The sequence below is a fragment of the Streptomyces sp. NPDC046939 genome (assembly GCF_040644575.1).
Taxonomy (GTDB): Bacteria; Actinomycetota; Actinomycetes; order Streptomycetales; family Streptomycetaceae; genus Streptomyces.
Map to the genome: position 1 here is coordinate 163,178 of NZ_JBEYWV010000018.1, position 24,326 is coordinate 187,503.

A 24,326-nucleotide genomic window follows, 5' to 3' on the forward strand; every position below is an offset into this window, starting at 1 on the left:
GAGACGGAGGGCGGTTTCCATGGGGGCCGGACACGACCACGGGCACAGCCACGGGCCGACGACCGGCACGGCCGCGGCCGCCCACCGGGGCAGGCTGCGCGTCGCGCTGTCGATCACACTGACCGTGATGGTGGTGGAGATCGTCGGCGGTCTCCTGGCCGACTCGCTCGCCCTGATCGCCGACGCCGCGCACATGGCGACGGACGCGCTCGGCCTCGCGATGGCACTGCTCGCCATCCACGTCGCCAACCGCCCGGCCAGCGAACAGGCGACCTTCGGCTATGCGCGCGCCGAGATCCTCGCCGCGCTCGCCAACTGCCTGCTCCTGCTCGGCGTCGGCGGTTACGTCCTGTACGAGGCGATCGGGCGGTTCATCGAGCCGGCCGAGACGTCGGGCGGCCTCACCGTCGTGTACGGCCTCATCGGCCTGGTCGCGAACATGATCTCGTTGTCCCTGCTCGTCAAGGGCCAGCAGGAGAGCCTGAACGTGCGCGGCGCCTTCCTGGAGGTGGCGGCCGACGCGCTCGGCTCGCTCGCCGTGCTGGTCTCGGCCGTGCTCATCCTGACCACCGGCTGGCAGGCCGCCGACCCGATCGCGTCCCTCGTCATCGGCCTCATGATCGTCCCCCGGACGGTGAAGCTGCTGCGCGAGACGGTGCACGTGCTGCTCGAAGCGGCCCCGAAGGGCGTCGACATGGCACAGGTGCGCCGCCACGTCCTGGCGCTGCCCGGCGTCGAGGACGTCCACGACCTGCACGCGTGGACGATCACCTCGGGCATGCCGGTGCTCTCCGCGCACGTGGTCGTCAGCCAGGACGTGCTCAACACGATCGGCAACGAGAAGATGCTGCACGAGCTGCAGGGCTGCCTCGGCGACCACTTCGACGTCGAGCACTGCACCTTCCAGCTGGAGCCCAGCGGGCACGCGGAGCACGAGGCGAAACTCTGCCACTGACGTCACGCAGCGTGCTAGCGTGGCCGACGATCTTTGAGGAGGTGGGTAGATGACTGTCGTCGCGGTGAGCGCTGCCGTGCGCAGCGACAGGTGCGTCCCCCACTCTCCGGTCCTCCCCTGAGCGACGCCGACCGAGGCTGAGCAAGGCTGAGCGAGGACCCTTCACCCAAAGGTTTTCTGCCGTGACCGACGACAGCGACGTCCTACGTGAGTCCGCGATCCGCGACTCCTTCTTCGCCCTGCACCACGGGCTCCCCCGGCAGGGCCCCGGCTCCGACGCCACCACCCGGCACCTGCTCTCCCTCGCAGGCGAACTGCCCGCGCGGCCGCGCGTCCTCGACCTGGGCTGCGGACCAGGGCGCTCCGCGCTCCTGCTCGCCGCCGAGACCGGTGCCACGGTGACGGCCGTCGACCTGCACGAGCCGTTCCTCGACGAGCTGCGGGCGGCGGCACGCGCGCGGGGGCTCGCCGACCGCGTCACCGCCGTCAACGCGGACATGGGCGAACTCCCCCTGAAGGATGGCTCGTACGACCTCATCTGGGCCGAGAGCTCCGCGTACGGCATCGGCTTCGACACCGCGCTCGCCCGCTGGAGGCGGCTGCTCGCGCCCGGCGGCACGCTCGTGCTCACCGAGTGCGAGTGGACGACGGACGACCCCTCCCCGCAGGCCCGCGCCTTCTGGGAGGCGCATTACGCCCTCCGCACCACCGAGGGCAATCTGCGGGCGTGCGCCGACGCCGGATACACCGTGCTCGGGACGTATCGCCAGCCCGAGTCCGACTGGGACGAGTACTACGGGCCGCTGGCCGAGCGCGCCGACGCCGCCGATCCGGCGCGGCCCGGGATGGCCGAGGCGCTCGCCGCCACGCGCGCGGAGCTGGCCATGCGCCGCGAGCACGGCGCCGAGTACGGATACACGGGCTATGTGCTGCGGCCCGTGTCCGGCCGCTGCCGGGCGGGACATGCGGGACGTGGCTGAGTCGGGGACCGCCCGCCGCGTACGGCAGACTTGGAACCCGAGGACCGAAGCGAAGGATGCGTATGCCGATCACACCTGCCACCGCGGCGAAGAGCTCGTCGAACGGCACCGGAGAAGAGATCTTGCTGGAACTCGTCGACGAGGACGGCAGGACGATCGGCACCGCCGAGAAGCTCACGGCGCATCAGCCTCCCGGTCAGTTGCACAGAGCGTTCTCCGTGTTCCTCTTCGACGAGCGGGGGCGGCTGCTGCTCCAGCAGCGGGCGCTCGGCAAGTACCACTCCCCCGGCGTCTGGTCGAACACCTGCTGCGGGCACCCGTACCCGGGTGAGGCCCCGTTCGCGGCGGCCGCCCGGCGCACCTTCGAGGAGCTGGGCGTCTCGCCGTCGCTGATGGCGGAGGCCGGCACGGTGCGCTACAACCACCCGGACCCCGAGTCGGGCCTGGTCGAGCAGGAGTTCAACCACCTGTTCGTCGGGATGGTGCAGGCGCCGCTCAACCCCGACGCGGAGGAGGTCGGGGCGACGGCGTTCGTGACCGCCGAGGAGCTGGCCGCGCGGCACGCCGCCGACCCGTTCTCGGCGTGGTTCATGACCGTCCTGGACGCGGCGCGCCCCGCCGTGCGCGAGCTGACGGGGCCGTCGGCGGGCTGGTGACCCTCAGCGGGGCGCGGCGGGCTTGAGGGGCAGGGCGGCCCAGATGACCTTGCCCCCGCTCGCGGTGTGCTCGACGTCGCAGACGCCGCCCGCCTCCGCCGTGATCTCCCGTACGAGCAGCAGCCCGCGGCCGCCGGTCTGGCCGCTGGTGGCCTCCAGCGCCGTCGGCCGGTAGGGGTGGTCGTCCTCCACGGAGACCCGGACCCACTCCGCGCCGACGGCGACCTCCACCGCCAGCATGGGCGAGAGCAGGGCCGCGTGCTTCACCGCATTGGTGACGAGCTCGGAGACGATGACGAGCAGCCCGTGCACCAGGTCGTCGCCCGCGGGCACGCCCTGCCGCGCGAGCAGTTCCCGTACCGCCCGGCGGGCCTGGGGCACCGAGGCGTCCACCGCCTGGGCCGTGAACCGCCAGACCCCCTCGTAGGGCAGCGGCGTGTGCGCCGCGTGGCCGGGAGGTGCTCCGCCATGGTCGTGCGGGAGTGCGCGGGCCCCCGACCCGTCGTCACTCATCGTCCTGTCGCCGCCTCTGCGCTCGATTGTCACCACGCTTCGAGTGTTGGCATCGGACAGGACCGGACCGGAGAACTGACCATAACTGGGCGATTATCGACGAAATTTGGCTGACGACGTACCGCCTGGTCGGTTGAGCGACTGATCTTGTCCTTGTAGTTCGACTTTTGAGGACTTCTTCAGCTTGTTGTACGAGGTTCACGGTGCGTGTTCGCCCGGCGCGGCCTGCGGATAGCATCCGGCCCATGGCTCAGCTCACGCACGGCGTCACCGACGGGGTCGCCACCGTCGTCATCACCCACCCCGCGAAGCGGAACGCGATGACCGACGAGATGTGGGCGGCCCTGCCGCCGCTCCTCACCGCTTACGCGGACGACCCGGCCGTCCGCGTCCTGGTCCTGACCGGCGCGGGCGACACGTTCTGCGCCGGGGCGGACATCTCCACGCTGGCCTCGGGCGCGGGCGCGGCGCAGCATCTGGCGGGTGCGGCGGAGGAGGCCCTCGCCGCGTTCCCCAAGCCGACACTGGCCGTGATCCGCGGCTACTGCGTGGGCGGCGGCTGCCAGTTGGCCGCCGCGTGCGATCTGCGGTTCGCCGCCGAGGACGCCCGGTTCGGGGTGACCCCGGCGAAGCTCGGGATCGTCTACCCGGCCTCCTCGACCCGCCGCCTGGCCGCGCTCGTCGGCCCGGCGACCGCCAAGTACCTGCTCTTCTCCGGCGAGTTGATCGGCACGGAGCGGGCGCTGCGCACCGGCCTGGTCGACGAGGTGCTGCCCGCCGCCGCACTGGACGAGCGCGTCGCCCTGTTCACGCGCGTGCTCGCGGAGCGCTCGCAGCTCACCCAGGCGGCGGCCAAGGAGTTCGCGGCCGGGCGCACCGACCGGGACGCGTACTGGGCCGCACAGGCACGCGACAGCGACGACACCGCGGAGGGCGTCGCCGCGTTCCTGGAGCGCAGGGCGCCGCGCTTCGGGTGGACGGTGCCGCCGACGGCCGTCCCCTCCGGCACGTCCGTCCCCTCCGTCACGACAGGATGAAGCGGCTCTTCGTGCGGAACTCCTCGACGAGGTGCGCGGGCGCCTTCTGCGGCGAGCCCGCGTCGTAGGGCGGCTGCGGGTCGTACTCGGTCAGGAGCTGCACGGCCTGCGCGTGCTCGTCCCCGGCGATCCTGCCGAGCAGGGTCAGGCCCATGTCGATGCCGGAGGAGACCCCGGCGGCGGTGACGTACTTGCCCTCGACGACGACGCGCTCCCCCGTCGGCCGCGCGCCGAACCGCGCCAGCACGTCGAGCGCCAGCCAGTGCGAGGTGGCGCGCCGCCCCTCCAGCAGCCCGGCCGCGGCGAGCAGGAGGGAGCCGGTGCACACCGAGGTCGTCCAGGTGCTGGTGGCGTCGGCGGCGCGCAGCCAGCCGAGGAGCGTCTCGTTCTCCATCTGGTCGCTCTGCCCGGGGCCTCCGGGGACGACGACGATGTCGGGGTGCGGGACCTCGGCGAGCGTCTTGTCCGCGGTGAGCGCGAGCGTACCCGTGTCGCTGCGGACGGGCCCGGTCTCCTCGGCGACGAAGACCAGCTCCGCGCCCGGGAGACGGCCGAGCGTCTCGTAGGGCCCGACGGCGTCGAGCGCGGTGAACCGGTCGAACAGGACTACGGCGATCTGCACGGTGTTCCCTTTCGGTGGGTGTTCAGTGGGCGGGCGCGTGGAAGCGGCGGCGGTACTCCGCCGGCGGCGTGCCCAGGGTCCTCAGGAAGGCGCGGCGCATCGCCTCGGGCGTGCGGTAGCCGCTGGCGCGGGAGACCTCCTCGACGCCGTCGGCGGTGTCCTCCAGGAGGCGCCGGGCGTGTTCGACGCGGACGCGTTCGACGTACGTACCGGGCGTGAGGCCCGTCTCGGCGCGGAAGGCGCGGGCGAAGTGGCGCGGGGAGAGGCGGGCGCGGGCCGCCATCGCCTCGACGGACAGGTCGTCGGCGGGGTGCTCGGCGATCCACCGCTGCACGTCGCGCAGCGGTTCGCGCCGGGCGGTCTGGGCGGCGAGCTGGGCGCTGAACTGGGCCTGGTTGCCGGGCCTGCGCAGGAAGACCACCAGGTGGCGGGCGATGGTCAGCGCCACGTCCCGGCCGTGGTCCTCCTCGACGAGCGCCAGGGCGAGGTCGATGCCCGCCGTGACGCCCGCCGAGGTGGCCACGCGCCCGTCGCGTACGTAGATGGGGTCCGGGTCGACGTGGACCTCGGGGTGGTCGCGGGCGAGGAGGTCGCAGTAGGCCCAGTGCGTAGTCACCCTGCGGCCGTCCAGGAGGCCGGCGCGCGCGAGGAGGAGCGCGCCCGTGCACACCGAGACGATCCGCTCGGCGCGCGGCGCGTGCGCCCGCAGCCAGTCGGTCAGCCGTGGCTGGGGCCGCCGCGTGCCCTCGCCGCCGGGGACGAGCACGGTGTGCGGGGCCGGGGCGTCGGCGAGGGCGTGGTCGGGGACGAGGGTGAGCCCGCTGGACGTCCGGACGGGGGCGCCGTCGACGGAGGCCGTGCGGACGCGGTACCCGGCGGAGTCGGGGGCGACGGCGAGGGTGGCGCCCGTGAAGACCTCGACGGGGCCGGTGACGTCGAGGCTCTGGACGCCGTCGTGGAGGAGGACGAGCACGGTGCGGGGCGGCATGCGGACCATTCTTCGGCGCACGCGCGCGTGGCCACAACGACGAATCCCCCTCCTTTCCTGCCATCGGCGGCTCCGCCCACTCCCACCACGTACCAACCGGTCAGTAACATGCGGGCATGAGCCCTGACCCGCGCCTGCGCGCCGCACGTCGCTGCCACAACGTCCTCAACCCGCTGCACTCGACGCTCTACTTCTCGCCCGACCTGGGCACCGAGCTGGCCAAGGTGGGCATCGAGGACCGCAACGCCGCCTACTTCGCGGCCCGCTCCGCCGCCATGGGCGCCGTCGGCGCCGGAACGGTCACCTCCACCTTCTACAACTTCAAGTACGAGCTCGTCGCCCGGCACGTGCCCGCCGTCTGGCAGGTCGCGTCCCCCGAGACGGTCCTCGCCGCACGCGCGCGTGCCGTCGACTCCACCCTGCGCCGCCTGCTCGGCGAGGAGGCGCTCGACTCCCCCGAGATGGCCGAGGCCGCCCGCCTCGCCCTGCGCGCCGCCGAGGGCTGCACACGACACGCCCGCCCGCTGTACGCCGCCCACGCCGACCTGCCCGTCCCCGAGGAGCCGCACCTCGCGTACTGGCACGCGACGACGCTGCTGCGCGAGCACCGCGGCGACGGCCACCTCGCCGCGCTCCTGGCCGCCGAACTCGACCCGGTGGAGGCGCTGGTCAGCCATGTCGCGACCGGCAAGGGCATGGCGCCCAAGTGGATTCTCGCCACGCGCGGCTGGACCCGGGACGAGTTCGCGCAAGGCGCCGAGCGGCTGCGCGCGCGAGGGCTGCTCACCGGGGACGAGGAACTGACGCTCACCGAGGAGGGCACCGAGCTGCGCAAGGCCGTCGAGGCCCGCACCGACGCCCTCGACCGGGCCCCGTATGAGCACCTCGGCGACGAGGGCGTGGCGCGCCTGACCGAGCTGGCCACGGTCTTCGCCGGCGCGGCGCTCGGCAACGGCGCGTTCCCGGCCGACCTGATCGGCAAGACCGCCTGAGGGACGACCCGGAGCGCGCCGGGCTCGCCCTTGATCCCCCGTTGTCGGCGCCACCTGCCACAATTGCCGCGCAACCTCAGTCGACATAGGCGGTACGGGATCGTGGCGACACCCACTGTTGGGTCCATCGAAGGCAGGATTGCCGAGGAACTCGGCGTACGGGAGCGGCAGGTGAAGGCCGCCGTCGAACTCCTCGACGGCGGCTCGACGGTGCCCTTCATCGCCCGCTACCGCAAGGAGGCGACGGAGTCCCTCGACGACGCCCAGCTGCGCACCCTGGAGGAGCGCCTGCGGTACCTGCGCGAGCTGGAGGAGCGGCGCGCGTCGATCCTGGAGTCCGTGCGCGAGCAGGGCAAGCTCACCGAGGAGTTGGAGGCGCGGATCCGCGCCGCCGACACTAAGGCGCGCCTGGAGGACATCTACCTGCCCTTCAAGCCGAAGCGGCGGACGAAGGCGCAGATCGCGCGCGAGGCCGGTCTTGAGCCGCTGGCGGACGGCCTGTTCCAGGACCCGTCGGTGGAGCCCCTCGCCGCCGCGGCGGCGTTCGTCGACCCCGACAAGGGCGTCGCCGACCCGCAGGCCGCGCTCGACGGGGCCCGCGCCATCCTCACCGAGCGGTTCTCCGAGGACGCCGACCTCATCGGCGAACTGCGCGAGCGCATGTGGACGCGCGGGCGCCTCGCCGCGAGGGTGAAGCCCGGCAAGGAGGAGGCGGGCGCCAAGTTCGCCGACTACTTCGACTTCGCCGAGCCCTTCACCGAGCTGCCCTCGCACCGCGTCCTCGCGATGCTGCGCGGCGAGAAGGAGGACGTGCTCGAACTCGTCCTGGAGCCCGAGGAGCCCGTCGAGGACAGCGGCCCTTCCTCGTACGAGCCGATCATCGCCGACCGGTTCGGCATCCGGAACCAGGGGCGCCCCGCCGACAAGTGGCTCGCGGACACCGTCCGCTGGGCCTGGCGCACCCGCATCCTCGTGCACCTCGGCATCGACCTGCGCCTGCGGCTGCGGACGGCCGCCGAGGACGAGGCCGTCAAGGTCTTCGCGGCGAACCTGCGCGACCTGCTGCTCGCCGCCCCCGCGGGCACGCGCGCGACGCTGGGCCTCGACCCCGGCTTCCGTACGGGCGTGAAGGTCGCCGTCGTCGACGCGACCGGCAAGGTCGTGGCCACCGACGTCATCCACCCGCACGTCCCCGCCAACCGCTGGGACGAGGCGATCGCCAAGCTCGCGCGGCTCGCCAAGGAGCACGCGGTCGAACTGATCGCGATCGGCAACGGCACGGCGTCCCGCGAGACCGACAAGCTCGCCGGTGAACTCATCGCCAAGCACCCCGAGCTGAACCTCACCAAGGTCATGGTCTCCGAGGCCGGCGCCTCGGTGTACTCCGCGTCGGCCTTCGCCTCGCAGGAACTGCCCGACATGGACGTGTCGCTGCGCGGCGCCGTCTCCATCGCCCGGCGCCTCCAGGACCCGCTCGCCGAGCTGGTGAAGATCGACCCGAAGTCCATCGGCGTCGGCCAGTACCAGCACGACCTGAGCGAGGTGAAGCTCTCCCGCTCCCTGGACGCCGTGGTCGAGGACTGTGTGAACGGCGTCGGCGTGGACGTCAACACCGCCTCGGCGCCGCTGCTCGCCCGCGTCTCCGGCATCGGCTCCGGGCTCGCCGAGAACATCGTGGCGCACCGCGACGCCAACGGTCCGTTCTCCAGCCGCAAGGGCCTCAAGGACGTGCCCCGGCTCGGCCCGAAGGCGTACGAGCAGTGCGCGGGCTTCCTGCGCATCCGCGGCGGCGACGACCCGCTGGACGCCTCCGCCGTGCACCCCGAGGCGTACCCGCTGGTGCGGCGCATGGCGAAGTCGACGGGCGGCCAGGTCGGTTCGCTGATCGGCGACACGGGGACGCTGCGCTCGCTGAAGCCGGCGGACTATGTGGACGACACGTTCGGCCTGCCGACCGTGACGGACATCCTGCGGGAGCTGGAGAAGCCGGGGCGCGACCCGCGGCCCGCCTTCAAGACGGCCACCTTCAAGGAGGGCGTCGAGAAGATCGGCGACCTGGAGCCGGGGATGATCCTGGAGGGCGTCGTGACGAACGTCGCCGCGTTCGGGGCGTTCATCGACATCGGCGTCCACCAGGACGGGCTCGCCCACGTGTCCGCCCTGTCCCGTACGTTCGTGAAGGATCCGCGCGATGTCGTGAAGCCCGGGGACATCGTGAAGGTGAAGGTGCTCGACGTCGACGTGGCGCGCAAGCGGATTTCGCTGACGCTGCGTCTGGACGACGAGAAGGCCTCCGGCGCGGAGCGGGGTGAGCGAGGCGGTCGGCAGCGGCCGCCTCAGCAGAAGTCCCGGCAGAACCGGGGTGCCTCCGGCGGTCAGGGTGGGGGCAAGCGGTCGGCTCCGGCGCCTGCCAACTCGGCGATGTTGGATGCTCTGCGCAAGGCGGGGCTGGCCTAGGCGCCGTCGCGGTCGAGGTGAGGGGGGAACCGCGCGCCGGTTCGTGGCTGGTCGCGCAGTTCCCCGCGCCCCTAGGGGGTTGTCACCCTCCCGGCGTTCATTTCGATGCGCCTTGTCGTGTGCACCGCGTTCAGCATTCTGCGGTCGTGGGTCACCAGGAGCAGCGTGCCCTTGTACGAGTCCAGGGCCGACTCCAACTGCTCGATGGCGGGCAGGTCGAGGTGGTTCGTGGGCTCGTCCAGGACGAGGAGGTTGACGCCCTTGCCCTGGAGGAGGGCGAGGGCGGCGCGGGTGCGTTCGCCGGGTGAGAGGGTCGCGGCGGGGCGCAAGACGTGGTCCGCCTTCAGGCCGAACTTGGCGAGCAGGGTGCGGACCTCGGCCGGTTCCGTCTCGGGGACGGCCGCGCAGAACGCGTCGAGCAGCGACTCCTGGCCGTGGAACAGGGCGCGCGCCTGGTCGACCTCGCCGACGACGACACCGGAGCCGAGCGTCGCGTGGCCCGCGTCGAGCGGGATGCGGCCGAGGAGGGCGCCGAGCAGCGTCGACTTGCCCGAGCCGTTCACGCCGGTGATCGCGATGCGGTCGGCCCAGTCGACCTGGAGCGTCACCGGGCCGAAGTGGAAGTCGCCCCGGCGCAGTTCCGCGTCCCTGAGCGAGGCGACGACCGACCCCGAGCGCGGGGCCGCCGCGATCTCCATGCGCAGCTCCCACTCCTTGCGGGGCTCCTCCACGACGTCGAGGCGTTCGATCATGCGCTGGGTCTGGCGGGCCTTCGCGGCCTGCTTCTCGCTGGCCTCGCTGCGGAACTTGCGGCCGATCTTGTCGTTGTCGGTCGCCTTGCGGCGCGCGTTCTTGACGCCCTTGTCCATCCAGGAGCGCTGCATCTGGGCGCGGCCTTCGAGCGCGGAGCGCTTGTCGGCGTACTCCTCGAACTCCTCGCGCGCGTGGCGCCGCGCGACGTCGCGCTCCTCCAGGTAGGCGTCGTAGCCGCCGCCGTAGAGGTTGATCTGCTGCTGGGCGAGGTCGAGCTCCAGGACCTTGGTGACGGTGCGGGTGAGGAACTCGCGGTCGTGGCTGACGACGACGGTGCCCGCGCGCAGGCCGCGTACGAACGTCTCCAGGCGCTCCAGGCCCGCGAGGTCGAGGTCGTTGGTCGGCTCGTCCAGGAGGAAGACGTCGTAGCGGGACAGGAGGAGGGAGGCGAGGCCCGCGCGGGCCGCCTGGCCGCCGGAGAGGGAGGTCATCGGCTGGTCGAGGCCGACGGTCAGGCCGAGCTGTTCGGCGACCTCCTCGGCGCGTTCGTCGAGGTCGGCGCCGCCGAGGTTCAGCCAGCGCTCCAGGCTCGTGGCGTAGGCGTCGTCGGCGCCCGGGGCCTCCTCCACCAGGGCCTGGGTCGCCTCGTCCATGGCGCGCTGGGCCTCGTCGACGCCGGTGCGGCGGGCGAGGAACTGCCGGACGGTCTCGCCCGGCCTGCGCTCCGGTTCCTGCGGCAGGTGGCCGACGGTCGCGGTCGGCGGGGACAGGCGCAGCTCGCCCTCCTCGGGGGCGGCGAGCCCGGCGAGGATCCGCAGAAGCGTGGACTTGCCGGCGCCGTTGGCACCGACGAGCCCGATCACGTCACCGGGCGCGACGACGAGATCGAGCCCGGCGAACAGGGCGCGGTCGCCGTGCCCGGCGGCGAGGTTCTTGGCTACGAGGGTGGCAGTCATCAGGGCTGTGATCCTAATCGTGCGGCACAGGGCGGGACGGGACCGGGCCGTTCGAGCAGGCCCGTGCGTTCACCACGTACCGCCCCGCACGGCTCAATGCCTGCCGATCGGGTCGCCCTCCGTCTCCGGGCCCTCGCCCGGGCCGATCGTGATCTCGAAGTCGCCGCCGTATTTCTCGTGGCCCGCGACGACGGCCGCCTCGACCACTTCGAGGCCCATGTCGCCGCGGACGATGAGGGGGTCGCGGCGCAGGTCGCGCATGAGGGCGACGCACATGCCGATCATCACGAGGGTGAAGGGCGCGGCGACGAGGATGGTGAGGTTCTGCAAGCCGGTCAGCGCGTTGCCGGAGCCGTCGCCGATGAGGAGCATGACGGCGGCGACCGCACCGGTCACGACGCCCCAGAAGACGACGACGAACCGGCCCGGTTCCAGCGCGCCCCTCTGGGAGAGCGTGCCCATGACGATGGAGGCGGCGTCGGCGCCGGAGACGAAGAAGATGCCGACCAGGATCATCACCAGGAGGCTGGTGGCCGTGGCGACGGGGAACTCGTTCAGGAGGCCGAAGAGTTGCGCCTCCTGCGTCGTGGCGCCGCTGAGCTGCCCGTGCTCCTTCATCTTCATCGCCGTACCGCCGAAGATCGCGAACCAGAGCAGGCTGACGGTGGAGGGCACGAGGATGACGCCGCCGACGAACTGGCGGATGGTGCGGCCCCGGCTGATGCGCGCGATGAACATGCCGACGAAGGGCGTCCAGGAGATCCACCAGGCCCAGTAGAAGACGGTCCAGCTGCCGAGCCAGTCGGCGACGCCCTTGCCGCTGGACGCCTCGGTGCGGCCGATGAGCTGGGGCAGGTCGCCGAGGTAGGCGCCGATCGAGGTGGGGAGGAGGTCGAGGACGATGATCGTGGGGCCCGCGACGAAGACGAAGACCGCCAGGACGAGCGCGAGCACCATGTTGATGTTCGACAGCCACTGGATGCCCTTCTCCACCCCGGAGACGGCGGACGCCACGAACGCCACGGTGAGCACCGCGATGATGGAGACGAGCAGGCCCGTGCCCGCCTTGTCCATCCAGTCCAGCTCCTCGAAGCCGGAGCCGATCTGGAGCGCGCCGAGCCCGAGCGAGGCCGCCGAGCCGAAGAGCGTGGCGAAGATCGCGATGATGTCGATGACCCGGCCCCACGCCCCGTGCGCGTGCTTCTCGCCGATGAGCGGCACGAAGACGGAGGAGATCGTCTGCCGTCTGCGCCGCCGGAACGTGCTGTAGGCGATGGCGAGTCCGACGACCGCGTAGATCGCCCAGGGGTGCAGCGTCCAGTGGAACAGGGTGGTCGCCATGGCCGTCTCCATGGCGTCGGCGGAGTCCGCCGGGTCGGTGCCGGGCGGCGGCGTCGTGAAGTGCGCGAGCGGCTCGCTCACGCCGTAGAACATGAGGCCGATGCCCATGCCGGCGCTGAACATCATGGCGACCCAGGAGACGGTGCGGAACTCCGGCTCCTCGCCCTCCTTGCCCAGCGTGATCCTCCCGTAGCGGCTCATGGCCAGCCACAGTGCGAAGACGACGAAGCCGCTGGCGGCGAGCATGAACGCCCAGCCGCCGTTGTGGATCAGGCCCTCTAGCGCGCTGCTGGAGACGGACTCCAGGTTGTCGGTGGCGACGGAGCCCCAGATCACGAAGGCCAGGGTGAGCACGGCGGTGACGCCGAACACGATCCGGTCGGTCGCGGGGCTCCGGCCGCCTGTCGCGTCCTTGCCGGGGGCGGACGCGTCGGTGGGTGGTTTCTGCGGAGTTGACACCCTTCAGGACCTACCACACCGGACGCGTCCCCCACCGGTTCATCACGTGCTCAGCAGTTGGTGTCGGGCGTCCCCTCCGTCACGTGGTACGGCGCCCGCGCGTCGAGGAACAGCGCGGCGAGGGCCCGCTGTGACTGGCGCAGCGGCACATAGGCCCCGTCGCCCGTGGGCCGTACGGTGATGCCGTGCAGGGCCAACTCGTCCTTGTACTCGGCGTACTGGCCCTTCGTGAGCCGGTAGCCGCAGGGCGGGTCCTGGATGGTCTCGGCGGGTTCGGCCGGGTCGTTGTCGGCGCCGCCCACGTAGACGGGTCCGGTGTCGCGGAACCCGGCGAGGCGGGCCGCGTCCGTCACCGCGTCGATGTGTCCGGCGCGCTCACCGGAGAAGCGGAAGAGACCCTTCAGCGCCGCGAGTTGCGAGTCCCGGCGGCGCCGGTTGTTCAGCGGCTCGTCGGCCTCCTCGGCGGGTGTGCCCGGGTCGACGCGGCTCTCGATGAGCAGGCCGAGCGCGTGCTTGATGCCGGACATGTTGCGCAGGATGCGCTCCTGTCCGTCGCCCGCGGTCTGCTTGACCGGTTCTCCGGTGACCGGGTCGGTCCAGATGCCGTACGTGCCCGTGGAGTGCCCGGCGGCGTGGGCGGCGGGCCGGACGTAGTCCTGGGAGAGCGTCTCGGCCTCGTCGTGGACCCGGGGGTCGGTGTTCAGGTTGCGCGGCCAGAGGTCGAAGAGGTCCTTGTCGTAGTACTCGGGGGTGGCCCCGTACTCGTGCAGGTCGTAGATGACGTCGGGCTCGTGGTCGCGGATGACGGCCGCCATCGCCCGGCCCTCCGCCGTGCGCAGGGCGATGTGGTCGCGGTTGATGTCGACGCCGTCGGAGTTGCCTCGGGTGTCGGCGGCGCGCCCGTCGGGGTTGGCGGTGGGCACGACCAGGAGCGTCGTGCGGGCCAGGAAGCGCCGGGTCGCCTTGTCCTTGGCGTACGCCCAGTCGCGGATCTGGGTCAGGCACGCCTCGCGGCCCGACGGTTCGTTGCCGTGCTGGCTGCAGATCAGCAGCACGGTGGTGGCGGCGTTCCGGGCGCCGACGCGGACGAGTTGCAGGGGCCTGCCCTGCTTCGTCGTGCCGATGCGTTCGACGGAGACCCTGGCGGACGCCTTGTCGACGGCGGCGAGCAGGCGCTGCTCCTCGGGCTGGCTGGTCCAGCGGGCCCCGTGCGTCTGCTCGAAGCCGGTGCGCGGCGGCGTGCCGGTGGCCTGCGCGGGGGCCGAGGCCACGAGCGGCGCGGCGAGCGCCGCCACGGCGGTGGTCAGGCCCAGGGTGCGCTTGTGGGACGTCATCGGTCACCGCCCTCCCGGGACGGGGCGGTCCTGCCGGAACGGGCTGAGGCCCTCGGCGCCGGTCGCGTGCGGGGCGGCGCGGTGCGCCCCGGGCGCGGTGGCCGCCGCGAACGCCTTGGCGCCGCCGACGACGGGGACACGGGCCACGGTGCGCGCCAGGTCGACGGTGAGCGTCGGCTTGGTCGACGGGGGGTCGATGAGGTCCTTGTCGGTTCCGGCGACGATCAGCGCGAGCCGGTGGCCCTTCGGCACGATGTGGTCGCTCGCGGCGAGCTGGAGCGTGATCGTGTACTTCTTGCCGGGGGTCAGCGGGCGGCCCTTGTCAGGGTCGGCGTAGGTGCCGAGGTCGGCCCAGCCACGGCTGAAGACGGTCGAGTCGACGTCGGTCGTGGCGGCGCGCGTGTTCTTGAAGCAGGAGCTGTCCCCGGTGGTGCTCGCGCCCCAGCAACTGCGGTCGGTGAGCGTCGTGATGCCCTCACCCGCGCCCGCGTAGTCGCGGATCGTGGCCGGGCCGAGGTCGACGAGGACGGCGCTCAGGTGCGCGCTGGTGGTGGTCGGCGTCGCGGTGACGGTCACCTTCGAGGAGCCGGACAGACGCAGGTCCTTGCCGAGCGGGCGGCTGATGAACCCGGCCTTCTCCGGCGTGGAGGTGTCGATCCGCGCGGCCCAGTCGGTCTCGCTCAGCGCCGGGTCGTCGGTGAACGTCTCGGTGCCGCGTCCTGCCGTGAGGCCGAGGGCGCCGACGCCGGGCGCGCTGCCCCTGGCCGGGCGCAGGGCGGTCGTGGTGGCCCCGCGCGCGGGCCAGACCTTGTCGGTGCTCCACTTGTCCGGGGCGCGCTCGATGTCGGCCATGGGCTCGCGGTCGATGCCGTTGTCGTAGCCGAGGAGTTCGTGGTCGAACCAGCGGTGCAGCGTGGAGACCCAGGCGTCGCGGCGGAAGTCGAACGGGTCGACGTGGCCGGTCTGCGACAGCCAGATCTTGCGCTCGACACCGTTCTTCGCGAGCGCGTCCCACCACTGGCCGAAGTGCTTGGCGCGGACGTTGAGGTCCTGCATGCCGTGGACGACGAAGACGCTGGCCCGCACCTTGTGCGCGTCCTTGACGTAGTCGCGCTCCTCCCACAGCTTCGTCCAGTCGCCGCTGCGGGGCGCCTCGTCGACGAGTCGCTGCTGCACGGCGGCGCAGCGGGCGCGCGCCTCGGGGCTCTCGACGTAGTCGGACAGCCACTCGGGGCCCGAGTCGTAGAGCGGGGCGCCCTGCTGGAAGTAGTAGTCGTACCAGGAGGAGATCGCGCTGATCGGGACGATCGTCTCCAGGCCCTTCACGCCGGTGGCGGCGACGCCGTTGGCGATGGTGCCGTCGTAGCTCTTGCCGATCATGCCGGTACGTCCGTTGGTCCACGACGCCTGGGCGCGTTCGCCGCCGGTCCTGCTCGTGTAGCCCTTGGCGCGGCCGTTCAGCCAGTCGACGACGGCCTTGGCGGACTGCACGTCGGAGCGTCCGCCGACGTCGACGCAGCCGTCGGAGCGGTTGGTGCCGGCCAGGTCGACGGCGACGAAGGCGTAGCCGCGGGGCACGAAGTAGTTGTCGTAGTAGAGCGGCATCTGGACGACGTTGCCCTGCGCGTCGTACGTCTTGAGCTGCGACTCGTTGCCGCGTCCGCAGCAGGAGTAGTACGGGCTGGCGTCCATGATCACCGGGATCTTGCGCCCCTGCGCGGCGGTCTCGCGCGGGCGGACGATGTCGACGGCGACCCGGTCGCTCCTCCCGTCGTCGTCGCCGTCGACGCGGGTGTCGACCCAGACGGACTCGCGGATCGCGTTCTCGTACGAATAGACCGGCTGCGACGTGCGGGGAGCGGGCGCGGCCTGGGCGGTGCCGGGGAGGACGAGAACGGCGAACAGGGCGGCGACGGCCGCGGCTGCGTACGTTCTCCAGAGCTGGCGGGTGCGTCTGGCGGGTATCGGCATGGCGGGAAGGTACACGGGTCGACCCGTGCGCAACAGAGGGCCGCACGCACGGATGACAGGCGTGTGGGACACGGAGGCACATGTCGGCCGAATGGCGATCGTGTGACAGCGGGGGCCATGGACATGACCGGGACGGCCGGTGCTGAATAGGCTCGCGGCCGAGATCAACACTCGGCCCGCCCCGACGACTTGGAGCTTTCGTGTACCGCAGACTCATCGCCCCCGGCGCGCTCGCGGCCTCCCTCATGCTGGCGATCCCGGCATCGGCCGCCGACTTCACGCCGGGCGCCGCGGGCATCGGCGACCCCTATTACCCGACGTACGGCAACGGCGGCTACGACGTCTCCCACTACGACCTGCGCCTCAAGTACCAGCCGAAAACGGACCTCCTGGAGGGCACGGCGACGATCCTCGCCTCCTCCACGCAGGACCTCTCCCGCTTCGACCTCGACTTCGGGCTCACCGCGAGCGAGGTCCGGGTCAACGGCAAAGCGGCGAAGTTCACCAGGACGGGCGTGCAGGAACTGGAGGTGACCCCCGCGGCCGGGCTGCCCAAGGGCACCCCCTTCACGGTCGTCGTGAAGTACGCGGGCAAGCCCTCCGAGGTGAAGCTGTGGGGCTTCACCTCCTGGCAGCGCACCCCGGACGGCGGCGTCGCCGCCAACGAGCCGGAGGCGGCCGCCTGGTGGTTCCCGTCCAACGACCACCCGCGCGACAAGGCCACGTACGACGTGTCGGTCGCCGTGCCGGACGGCACCCAGGCCATCTCCAACGGCACGCTCCAGTCACAGAGCTCGAAGCTCGGCTGGACCCGGTACAACTGGCGCTCCAGCAAGCCGCAGGCCACGTACCTCGCCACGCTCGCGGTCGGCAAGTTCGACATCACGACCGACAAGACGGCCGACGGTCTGCCCGTCATCAACGCCTACAGCAAGGACCTCGGCGCGAACGAGGGCGCCGCCAAGGCCAGCGTCGAGCGGACCACCGAGGTCGCCGAGTGGCTGGAGACGGTCTTCGGCAAGTACCCCTTCGAGGCGCTCGGCGGCTACGTCCCCAACGTGCCCTCGTCCTTCGCCCTTGAGACGCAGACGCGGCCCTTCTACTCGCCGAAGCAGTTCGCCAACGGGTCGAACGTGTCCGTCGTCGTCCATGAGCTGGCCCACCAGTGGTACGGCGACAGCGTCTCCGTCGACGGCTGGAAGGACATCTGGATCAACGAGGGCTTCGCCCGCTACAGCCAGTGGCTCTGGTCCGAGAAGGAGGGCGAGGGCACGGCCCAGGAGCTCGCGGACTACGTGTACGCGCAGCACCCGGCGGACGACCCGTTCTGGCAGGTCAAGCCGGGTGACCCGGGGGCCGACAACCAGTTCGCGTCCGCTGTGTACGACCGGGGGGCCGTCGCGATACAGGCGCTGCGCAACGCGGTCGGCGAGAAGAAGTTCTTCCAGATCCTCAAGGGCTGGCCGACGGCGCACGCGTACGGCAACGCGAGCGTCTCCGACTTCGTGGGGTACGCGGAGAAGGTCTCCGGCAAGCGGCTCGCTCCGCTGTTCGACACGTGGTTGTACCAGCCGGTGAAGCCTTCGGCGGGGGCGCTGGGGGCCTTGTCCGCGCCTTCGCAGCCCAAGTCCTGGAAGAAGATCGCCGCCACGAACGGGGTGCATGCGGAGCACTGAGCGACCGCGGGTGCGCGGGGGCTGGTCGCGCAGTTCCCCGCGCCCCCAGAATGCGCACTGCGTGCGCCATTCTCCCTGGCCTTCGGGCGCGGGTCTCGTCGTGGTTGCTCGCGCAGTTCCCCGCGCCCCTGGAGCATGCGGCTCCGCCGCAGCCCCAGGGGCGCTGAGATGGCGCACGCAGTGCGCATCTCAGGGGCGCGGGGAACTGCGCGACCAGCCACCACGCGAGGCGCACTCGGCGGTCGGCCGCCTCAGGGCAGACGGGGGGCCGTTCTCGCCCGGTGCGCGGGCGGCAGGTACCGGAGGCGCTCAGGTAGACGCGGAGCGACCCCGCGGACCAGCACCGCGAAGCGGCGGAGGCGGCGCTCCTGGCGCGGGGTCCACTCCAGGCCGACCGCCGCGCGGGCCTCCGGCGGCAGCAGCCCCGTCGCCAGGAACGCCAGCCCCCGCGTGAGCGCAGGCCGCAGGACGGGCCACAGCAGGCGCAGCACAGGACGGCCCGGCGGCGGCGGGACGGCGCGGTCGCGGGCGGTCAGCTCGTCGACCACCGCGTTCCGTCCGACCTCCTCATCCAGCATCTTGCGGTAGTACGGCCAGAACTCCGCCGTCGTCTGCGGCATGTCCCGGTCGTGGATGCCGAGGACACGCCCGACCATGAGCCATTCCGCGTAGAACCGCTCGTCCTCCTCGGGCGTGAAGGGCCGGTCGAAGTAGCGCCGGGCGTACCGGGCGACGGGGTAGCCGGTGGCGTGGACCCAGGCGTAGTACGCCGGGGTCAGCGCGTGGTAGCGGCGGCCGCGCGGGTCGGTGCCCTGGACGGCGCGGTGCAGGCGGCGCAGTCTGCGGCCCTCGGCGGCGGCCTCCTCGCCGCCGTAGACCCACAGCAGCACCGAGGCGAGCGAGCGCTGCCCGCGCCCCCACGGGTCGGTGCGGAACACCGAGTGCTGGTCGACCCCGGCGCCGACGGCGCGGTGCGCGACCTGAAGCACGAACGCGGCGGGCAGGGCGAGCAGCGCGCGTATCTCGCCGGCGGTCTCCCAGAGGATCCCGCCGGCCGGAGGGGGCGGCGGGTCGGGGTCGTGCTGCTTCATGGGGTGTCCTGCGGGGCGTACGGGGCTGAGGGTGCGTGCACGTCCCAGTGTGCGCCCGTGCCGGACCGGCCCGGACGCCGCCCCCGTACGGCGGCGTCTCAGATCTCCCCGCCGTACCTCTTCGCCAGGTCCGAGGCGAGTTCGGCCACGCACGTGCACAGGTCCGTCACGGCGGCCGTGTGGGTGGCGTCGGCCGGGGCGGGGTGCGGGGGCACCACGTGGGCCCGGACGCGGGGCGGGGGCGGCGGCGGGGCCACGGGTTCAGGTGCCGGGGGGCCGGGGCGGGGGCCGGGGCGGGGATGGCGGCGGAGCGACGCGAGGAGCGCCGTCGCCAGGGTGGCCGCGTTGATCCCCAGTTGCCCCGCCTTGAGGTGAACGTCCCACGGAACCAGCACCATGCCTGTGTCCTACCCGATCGGCACACCGGCGACGCCAGGCGCCGTCACTCGTCCCCGGCCGCCTCACGCGTCGCCTCGCGGGCGATGCGGCGGCGCGCGCCGAACCAGCCGGCGACGAGCAGGAGGGCGACGACCGGGACGAGGGAGAGCGTCTTGCGGCCGGTCTCGGCGTCGTTCCACATGAGGCCGAGGACGAGGAGCAGGAAGGCGATGGTGACGATCTCGGTGACCGGGGACCCGGGCAGGCGGAACTTCGGGCGCTCCACCAGGCCCGCCTTGGCCCGGCGGACGAACGCCAGGTGCGCGACCATGATCATCACCCAGGTGCCGATGATGCCGATGGAGGAGATCTCGATGACGATCTCGAAGGCGTCGTGCGGCAGCAGGTAGTTCAGGCCGACGCCGAGGACGCCGACGCCCGCGGTGAGCAGGATGCCGCCGTAGGGCACCTGGCTGCGGTTCATGCGCGCGGTGAACTTGGGCGCGGAGCCCGACATCGCCATGGAGCGCAGGATGCGGCCGGTGGAGTACAGGCCGGAGTTGAGCGAGGACATGGCGGCGGTCAGCACGACCAGGTTCATGATGTCGCCGATGCCGCCGATGCCCAGCTTGCTGAACAGGGTGACGAACGGGCTCTCGTTCGAGGAGTACGAGGTCGCGGGCAGCAGCAGCGCGAGCACGAGGACCGAGCCGCAGTAGAACAGGCCGACGCGCCACATGATCGAGTTCACCGCGCGCGGGACGACCTTGTGCGGCTCGGCGGTCTCACCAGCGGCGACGCCGACCAGCTCCAGGGCCGCGTAGGCGAACACGACGCCTTGCATGACGAGGACCACCGACATGAAGCCGCTCGGCATGAGGCCGCCGTGGTCCGTGATCATGTTGAGCCCCGGGGTGCGGCCGTCGACCGGGTGCTGCGTGGCGAGCAGGAAGATGCCCACCAGCAGGAAGGCGACGAGCGTGGCCACCTTGATGATCGCGAACCAGAACTCCATCTCGCCGAAGTACTTGACCGAGACGAGGTTCACGCCGAGCACGACCGCGAGCGCGATCAGGGCGAGCACCCACTGCGGGATCGAGGTGAAGACCGACCAGTACTGCGTGTAGAGCGCGATGGCCGTGATATCCGCGATGCCGGTCATCGACCAGTTCAGGAAGTACATCCAGCCGGCGACATAGGCACCCTTCTCGCCGAGGAACTCACGCGCGTACGACACGAAGGAACCGGACGAGGGCCGGTACACGACCATCTCGCCGAGGGCGCGCACCACCAGGTACGCGAAGATCCCGCAGACGAGGTACGCGAAGACGAGGGCGGGGCCCGCCGAGTGGAGGCGGCCGCCCGCGCCCAGGAAGAGTCCGGTGCCGATCGCGCCACCGATGGCGATCATGTTGACGTGCCGGGCCTTGAGGTCCTTGCTGTAACCGGCGTCGCCCGCGTCGGCGGGCGTCCGGGACGCATCCGCGGGGGATGCGTCCACGGCCGTGTTCACGGCGTCCTTGCTCACGTGGGGGTGTCCACTCTGTGGTGCCCGGCGACAGGAAGCCGGCCGGGGTCCGGATGTACTGAGAGCGGCCCGCTCCACCCCTGACAGTGTGCGGACCGACGGTGCACCTTCCCCCAGAGATCACCATGGATGCGGTGGTACAGATCACATAGCGGTTCTTCTCACAACGAGGTAAGGGACCACGGGAAGGGTCGCGCGAAGCACTTTCACAACATCGGTGTGTCAGCAATACTGTTGAACCCGATCGACCCGAGGCGGACATGACCACCGACATCACGACGGACATCGCGGCCGCCGAGACGGCCTCCTCCCCCACGCTGACCGTCGACGAACTGGCCGCGCGCGCGGGCGTCACCGTCCGCACGATCCGCTTCTACAGCACGCGCGGGCTGCTGCCGCCGCCGGTGATCGGCCCCCGCCGGGTCGGACACTACGGGCAGGACCATCTGTCGCGGCTCGCGCTGATCGAGGAGTTGCAGCACCAGGGCATGACGCTCGCCGCGATCGAGCGCTACCTGGAGCAGTTGCCCGCCGACCTGAGCGCCCACGACCTGGCCATCCACCGCGCCGTGGTGGCGAGCTGGGCGCCGGACACGGCGGAGGACATGGACCTCGCCGAGCTGGAGCGCCGGGCGGGCCGTGCCCTGTCGGGGACCGACCTCGACCGGCTCTCCGCCATGGGCGTCATCGCGTACGAGGAGAACGGCGACAACGGGGACGCCTACCGCGTGGACCTCGGCCTGCTCCGCCTCGGCGTGCAGTTGCTCGGCGTGCCCATCGCGCACGAGACGATCCTCGCCGCGCGCACCGTCCTGCTCGAGCACACCCGGCAGGCCGCGCACGAGCTGTCGCGGCTGTTCCGGGACGAGGTGTGGGGCCCCTACCGCGAGCAGGAGGCCGACCCCTCGGACCCCGAGCACCTGGCGGCGATGAAGTCGCTGTCGGCCCACATGCAGCCGATGGTGGTGCAGGCGCTGGTGACGGCGTTCCAGCGGTCGCTGAAGGAGGAGCTGCGGGAGGCGTTCCGCTCCGAGGGCTGAACACCTCCCGCATGGGGCGCGGCTAGTCCTTGAAGGTCTCGCCGCGCTCGGCCTTCTCCACGAGCAGCGCGGGCGGCAGGAACCGGTCGCCGTAGCGCTCGGCCAGCTCACGCGCGCGGGCGACGAATCCGGGCAGGCCGCCCTCGTAGCCGTTGATGTACTGGAGCACGCCGCCCGTCCAGCCGGGGAAGCCGATGCCGAAGATCGAGCCGATGTTGGCGTCGGCGACGGACGTCAGCACGCCCTCCTCCAGGAGGCGTACGGTGTCGAGCGCCTCCGCGAAGAGCATGCGCTCCTGCATGTCCTTGAACGGGATCTCCGCGCCCGGCTTCGTGAAGTGCTCGCGCAGGCCCGGCCAGAGCCCGGCGCGCTTGCCGTCCTCGCCGTACTCGTAGAAGCCCGCGCCGCCGCTGCGCCCCGGACGCCCGAACTCGTCGACCATGCGGTCGATGACGCCCTCGGCCGGGTGCGGGGTCCACTCGCCGCCCGCCTCGATGACGGCGGCCTTGGTCTCGTTGCGGATCTTGCGGGGCAGGGTGAGCGTCAGCTCGTCCATCAGGGACAGGACCTTGGCCGGGTAGCCCGCCTGGCCCGCGGCCTGCTCGACGGAGGCGGGCTCGATGCCCTCGCCGACCATGGCGACGCCCTCGTTGATGAAGTGGCCGATGACCCGGGAGGTGAAGAAGCCGCGCGAGTCGTTGACGACGATCGGCGTCTTGTTGATCTGCCGTACGAGGTCGAACGCGCGGGCGAGCGCCTCGTCCCCGGTCCGCTCGCCCTTGATGATCTCCACGAGCGGCATCTTGTCGACCGGCGAGAAGAAGTGCAGCCCGATGAAGTCCGAGCGGCGCTCGACGCCCTCGGCGAGGAGGCTGATCGGCAGGGTCGAGGTGTTCGAGCAGAGCAGGGCGTCGGGGGCGACGACGTGCTGGATCTCCTGGAACACCTTGTGCTTGAGCGAGGGGTCCTCGAAGACGGCCTCGATCACCGCGTCGCAGCCGGCGAGCGCCTGAGGGTCGGCGGTGGGCGTGATGCGGGCGAGCAGCGCGTCCGCCTTCTCCTGGGTGGTGCGGCCGCGCTTCACCGCCTTCTCGCACAGCTTCTCGGAGTAGCCCTTGCCCTTGGCCGCCGCCTCGTCCGAGACGTCCTTGAGGACGACCTCGATGCCCGCGCGGGCGCACGAGTAGGCGATGCCCGCGCCCATCATCCCCGCGCCGAGCACGGCGACCTTGGTGACCTTGCGGGGCTCGATGCCCTTCGGGCGGTTGGCTCCGGAGTTCACGGCCTGGAGGTCGAAGAAGAACGCCTGGATCATGTTCTTCGCGGTCTGCCCCGTGACCAGCTCGGTGAAGTAGCGGGCCTCGATGGTCAGGGCCGTCTCGAAGTCGACCTGGGAGCCCTCCACGGCGGCCGCGAGGATGTTGCGCGGGGCCGGATAGGGGGCGCCGTTGAGCTGCTTCTTCAGGTTCGCCGGGAACGCGGGGAGGTTCGCGGCGAACTTCGGGTTGGCCGGGGTGCCGCCCGGGATGCGGTAGCCCGGCCTGTCCCAGGGCTGCTGCGACTCGGGGTTGGCGTCGATGAAGGCGCGGGCCTTCTCGATCATCTCCTCCGGGGTCGCGGCGACCTCGTGGACCAGGCCGTTCTCCAGGGCGCGCCGCGGGCCGTACTGGGTGCCCTGGAGAAGAACCTTCAGGAGGGCGTCGGTGATGCCCATGAGGCGGACGGTACGGGTGACGCCGCCGCCGGCCGGGAGCAGGCCCAGGGTGACCTCGGGGAGGCCGATCTTCGACCCGGGTGCGTCCAGCGCTACCCGGTGGTGGCTGGCCAGGGCGATCTCGTAGCCGCCGCCCAGGGCCGCGCCGTTGATCGCCGCGACGACGGGCTTGCCGAGGGTCTCGATGCGGCGCAGGGAGTTCTTGATGCCGAGCCCGGTCTCGAAGACGGCCTGCGCGTCTTCCGGGCCGGCCTTGATCATGTCTTTCAGATCGCCGCCCGCGAAGAAGGTCTTCTTCGCGGAGGTGTAGATGATCCCGCGGATCGAGTCCTTCTCGGCCTCGGCGCGGTCCGCGATGGCGGCGATGGAGTCCTTGAACGCCTGGTTCATCGTGTTCGCGGACTGGTTCGGGTCGTCGAGGACGAGGGTGACGATGCCGGTGTCGTCCTGCTGCCAGTGGATGGTGGTGCTGGCGGTCATGTGATTCTCCGTGAAGTCTCGTGCGGGAAGTTTTATGGCGGGATCGGGGGCCTGGTGTGTTGTCGCCAAGTGCGGGGCTCGTGCCGAGTGCGGGTGCGGGTGCGGGTCTCGTGGCCGAGTGCGGGTGCGTCGTGGCTGGTCGCGCAGTTCCCCGCGCCCCTGAGCGTCTGCCGGGTTGCGCGCGGTTCGTCGACTGTCAGCGCCGTCGTGGCTGAGCGCGCAGTTCCCCGCGCCCCTGAAGGCTTGCGGCTTCGCCGCGCCTTCTCCTGTGGCGCCCCCGGCGAAGCTTCCGGAGAGGCTCCCCGGGGACGCGCCCCTTGAGATGGCGCACGAAGTGCGCATCTCAGGGGCGCGGGGAACTGCGCGACCAGCCACGACGTATGCCGCACCGGCGACGGCACACCC

General features: G+C 71.8%; 18 protein-coding genes and 1 pseudogene. 8 read left to right on the plus strand and 11 right to left on the minus strand.

The features are described 5' to 3' along the window. Window positions 1-19 precede the first annotated feature (19 nt). The 3 genes and pseudogenes from ABZ877_RS21060 to idi all read left to right on the plus strand — a co-directional run bounded on the left by ABZ877_RS21060 (window position 20) and on the right by idi (window position 2,591). Window positions 20-955: a cation diffusion facilitator family transporter gene (locus tag ABZ877_RS21060; RefSeq protein WP_361073372.1), complete on the plus strand. Its 936-nt coding sequence runs from the start codon at window positions 20-22 to the stop codon at window positions 953-955. A gap of 182 nt (window positions 956-1,137) precedes the next feature. Continuing rightward, window positions 1,138-1,893 (plus strand): annotated as a pseudogene (locus ABZ877_RS21065) (class I SAM-dependent methyltransferase); the annotation flags it as partial. A 104-nt stretch (window positions 1,894-1,997) separates the two neighbouring features. Next, window positions 1,998-2,591 (plus strand): isopentenyl-diphosphate Delta-isomerase, encoded by a 594-nt coding sequence (gene idi / locus ABZ877_RS21070; RefSeq protein ID WP_361073375.1) that lies wholly within the window; start codon window positions 1,998-2,000, stop codon window positions 2,589-2,591. Window positions 2,592-2,594: 3 nt separating this feature from the next. Here idi and ABZ877_RS21075 read toward each other — a convergent pair whose 3' ends face one another. Next, window positions 2,595-3,140: an ATP-binding protein gene (locus tag ABZ877_RS21075; RefSeq protein ID WP_361073377.1), complete on the minus strand. Its 546-nt coding sequence runs from the start codon at window positions 3,138-3,140 to the stop codon at window positions 2,595-2,597. A 209-nt stretch (window positions 3,141-3,349) separates the two neighbouring features. Between ABZ877_RS21075 and ABZ877_RS21080 the strand changes: the two genes are divergently transcribed. Continuing rightward, the gene (locus ABZ877_RS21080) at window positions 3,350-4,141 is read left to right on the plus strand and encodes an enoyl-CoA hydratase-related protein (protein WP_361073380.1); all 792 of its coding nucleotides are present in this window, start codon (window positions 3,350-3,352) and stop codon (window positions 4,139-4,141) included. Here ABZ877_RS21080 and ABZ877_RS21085 read toward each other — a convergent pair. Beyond that, the gene (locus ABZ877_RS21085; protein WP_361073383.1) at window positions 4,128-4,763 is read right to left on the minus strand and encodes a DJ-1/PfpI family protein; all 636 of its coding nucleotides are present in this window, start codon (window positions 4,761-4,763) and stop codon (window positions 4,128-4,130) included. The genes ABZ877_RS21080 and ABZ877_RS21085 overlap by 14 nt on opposite strands. Before the next feature lie 22 nt (window positions 4,764-4,785). After that, a complete protein-coding gene (locus tag ABZ877_RS21090) occupies window positions 4,786-5,751 on the minus strand; it encodes a GlxA family transcriptional regulator (protein WP_361073386.1) in 966 nt (321 codons plus the stop codon). Between the two features lie 116 nt (window positions 5,752-5,867). On the opposite strand from ABZ877_RS21090, the gene ABZ877_RS21095 reads away from it, so the two are divergent. Together ABZ877_RS21095 and ABZ877_RS21100 are read left to right on the plus strand one after the other, a co-directional pair. Continuing rightward, a complete protein-coding gene (locus tag ABZ877_RS21095; RefSeq protein ID WP_361073389.1) occupies window positions 5,868-6,743 on the plus strand; it encodes a hypothetical protein in 876 nt (291 codons plus the stop codon). A gap of 102 nt (window positions 6,744-6,845) precedes the next feature. After that, a complete protein-coding gene (locus ABZ877_RS21100) occupies window positions 6,846-9,200 on the plus strand; it encodes a Tex family protein (protein ID WP_361073392.1) in 2,355 nt (784 codons plus the stop codon). 71 nt (window positions 9,201-9,271) lie between these two features. Here ABZ877_RS21100 and ABZ877_RS21105 read toward each other — a convergent pair whose 3' ends face one another. From ABZ877_RS21105 to ABZ877_RS21120, 4 genes are all read right to left on the minus strand, one after another. After that, window positions 9,272-10,909 carry an ABC-F family ATP-binding cassette domain-containing protein gene (locus ABZ877_RS21105; RefSeq protein ID WP_361073394.1) on the minus strand — a complete coding sequence of 546 codons (1,638 nt, stop codon included), beginning with the start codon at window positions 10,907-10,909 and terminating at the stop codon, window positions 9,272-9,274. Window positions 10,910-11,002: 93 nt separating this feature from the next. Continuing rightward, window positions 11,003-12,622 (minus strand): BCCT family transporter, encoded by a 1,620-nt coding sequence (locus ABZ877_RS21110; protein WP_361073455.1) that lies wholly within the window; start codon window positions 12,620-12,622, stop codon window positions 11,003-11,005. 137 nt (window positions 12,623-12,759) lie between these two features. Further along, complete coding sequence (locus ABZ877_RS21115; RefSeq protein WP_361073397.1) at window positions 12,760-14,043, minus strand: M14 family metallocarboxypeptidase; 1,284 nt, start codon at window positions 14,041-14,043, stop codon at window positions 12,760-12,762. Window positions 14,044-14,046: 3 nt separating this feature from the next. Further along, window positions 14,047-16,014, minus strand: coding sequence for a Xaa-Pro dipeptidyl-peptidase (locus ABZ877_RS21120; RefSeq protein ID WP_361073400.1), 1,968 nt, complete (start codon window positions 16,012-16,014; stop codon window positions 14,047-14,049). Between the two features lie 200 nt (window positions 16,015-16,214). Here ABZ877_RS21120 and ABZ877_RS21125 point away from each other — a divergent pair, with 200 nt between their 5' ends. Next, window positions 16,215-17,690 carry a M1 family metallopeptidase gene (locus ABZ877_RS21125; protein ID WP_361073403.1) on the plus strand — a complete coding sequence of 492 codons (1,476 nt, stop codon included), beginning with the start codon at window positions 16,215-16,217 and terminating at the stop codon, window positions 17,688-17,690. A 251-nt stretch (window positions 17,691-17,941) separates the two neighbouring features. On the opposite strand, the gene ABZ877_RS21130 is transcribed toward ABZ877_RS21125, so the two are convergent. The 3 genes from ABZ877_RS21130 to ABZ877_RS21140 all read right to left on the minus strand — a co-directional run bounded on the left by ABZ877_RS21130 (window position 17,942) and on the right by ABZ877_RS21140 (window position 20,687). Beyond that, the gene (locus tag ABZ877_RS21130) at window positions 17,942-18,781 is read right to left on the minus strand and encodes an oxygenase MpaB family protein (RefSeq protein WP_361073406.1); all 840 of its coding nucleotides are present in this window, start codon (window positions 18,779-18,781) and stop codon (window positions 17,942-17,944) included. A 98-nt stretch (window positions 18,782-18,879) separates the two neighbouring features. Next, window positions 18,880-19,179 (minus strand): hypothetical protein, encoded by a 300-nt coding sequence (locus tag ABZ877_RS21135; RefSeq protein ID WP_361073409.1) that lies wholly within the window; start codon window positions 19,177-19,179, stop codon window positions 18,880-18,882. 44 nt (window positions 19,180-19,223) lie between these two features. After that, window positions 19,224-20,687: an amino acid permease gene (locus tag ABZ877_RS21140; RefSeq protein WP_361073412.1), complete on the minus strand. Its 1,464-nt coding sequence runs from the start codon at window positions 20,685-20,687 to the stop codon at window positions 19,224-19,226. Window positions 20,688-20,947: 260 nt separating this feature from the next. Between ABZ877_RS21140 and ABZ877_RS21145 the strand changes: the two genes are divergently transcribed. Then, window positions 20,948-21,727 (plus strand): MerR family transcriptional regulator, encoded by a 780-nt coding sequence (locus ABZ877_RS21145; protein ID WP_361073415.1) that lies wholly within the window; start codon window positions 20,948-20,950, stop codon window positions 21,725-21,727. A 22-nt stretch (window positions 21,728-21,749) separates the two neighbouring features. On the opposite strand, the gene ABZ877_RS21150 is transcribed toward ABZ877_RS21145, so the two are convergent. Continuing rightward, window positions 21,750-23,921 carry a 3-hydroxyacyl-CoA dehydrogenase NAD-binding domain-containing protein gene (locus ABZ877_RS21150; protein ID WP_361073419.1) on the minus strand — a complete coding sequence of 724 codons (2,172 nt, stop codon included), beginning with the start codon at window positions 23,919-23,921 and terminating at the stop codon, window positions 21,750-21,752. Window positions 23,922-24,326: the final 405 nt, after the last annotated feature.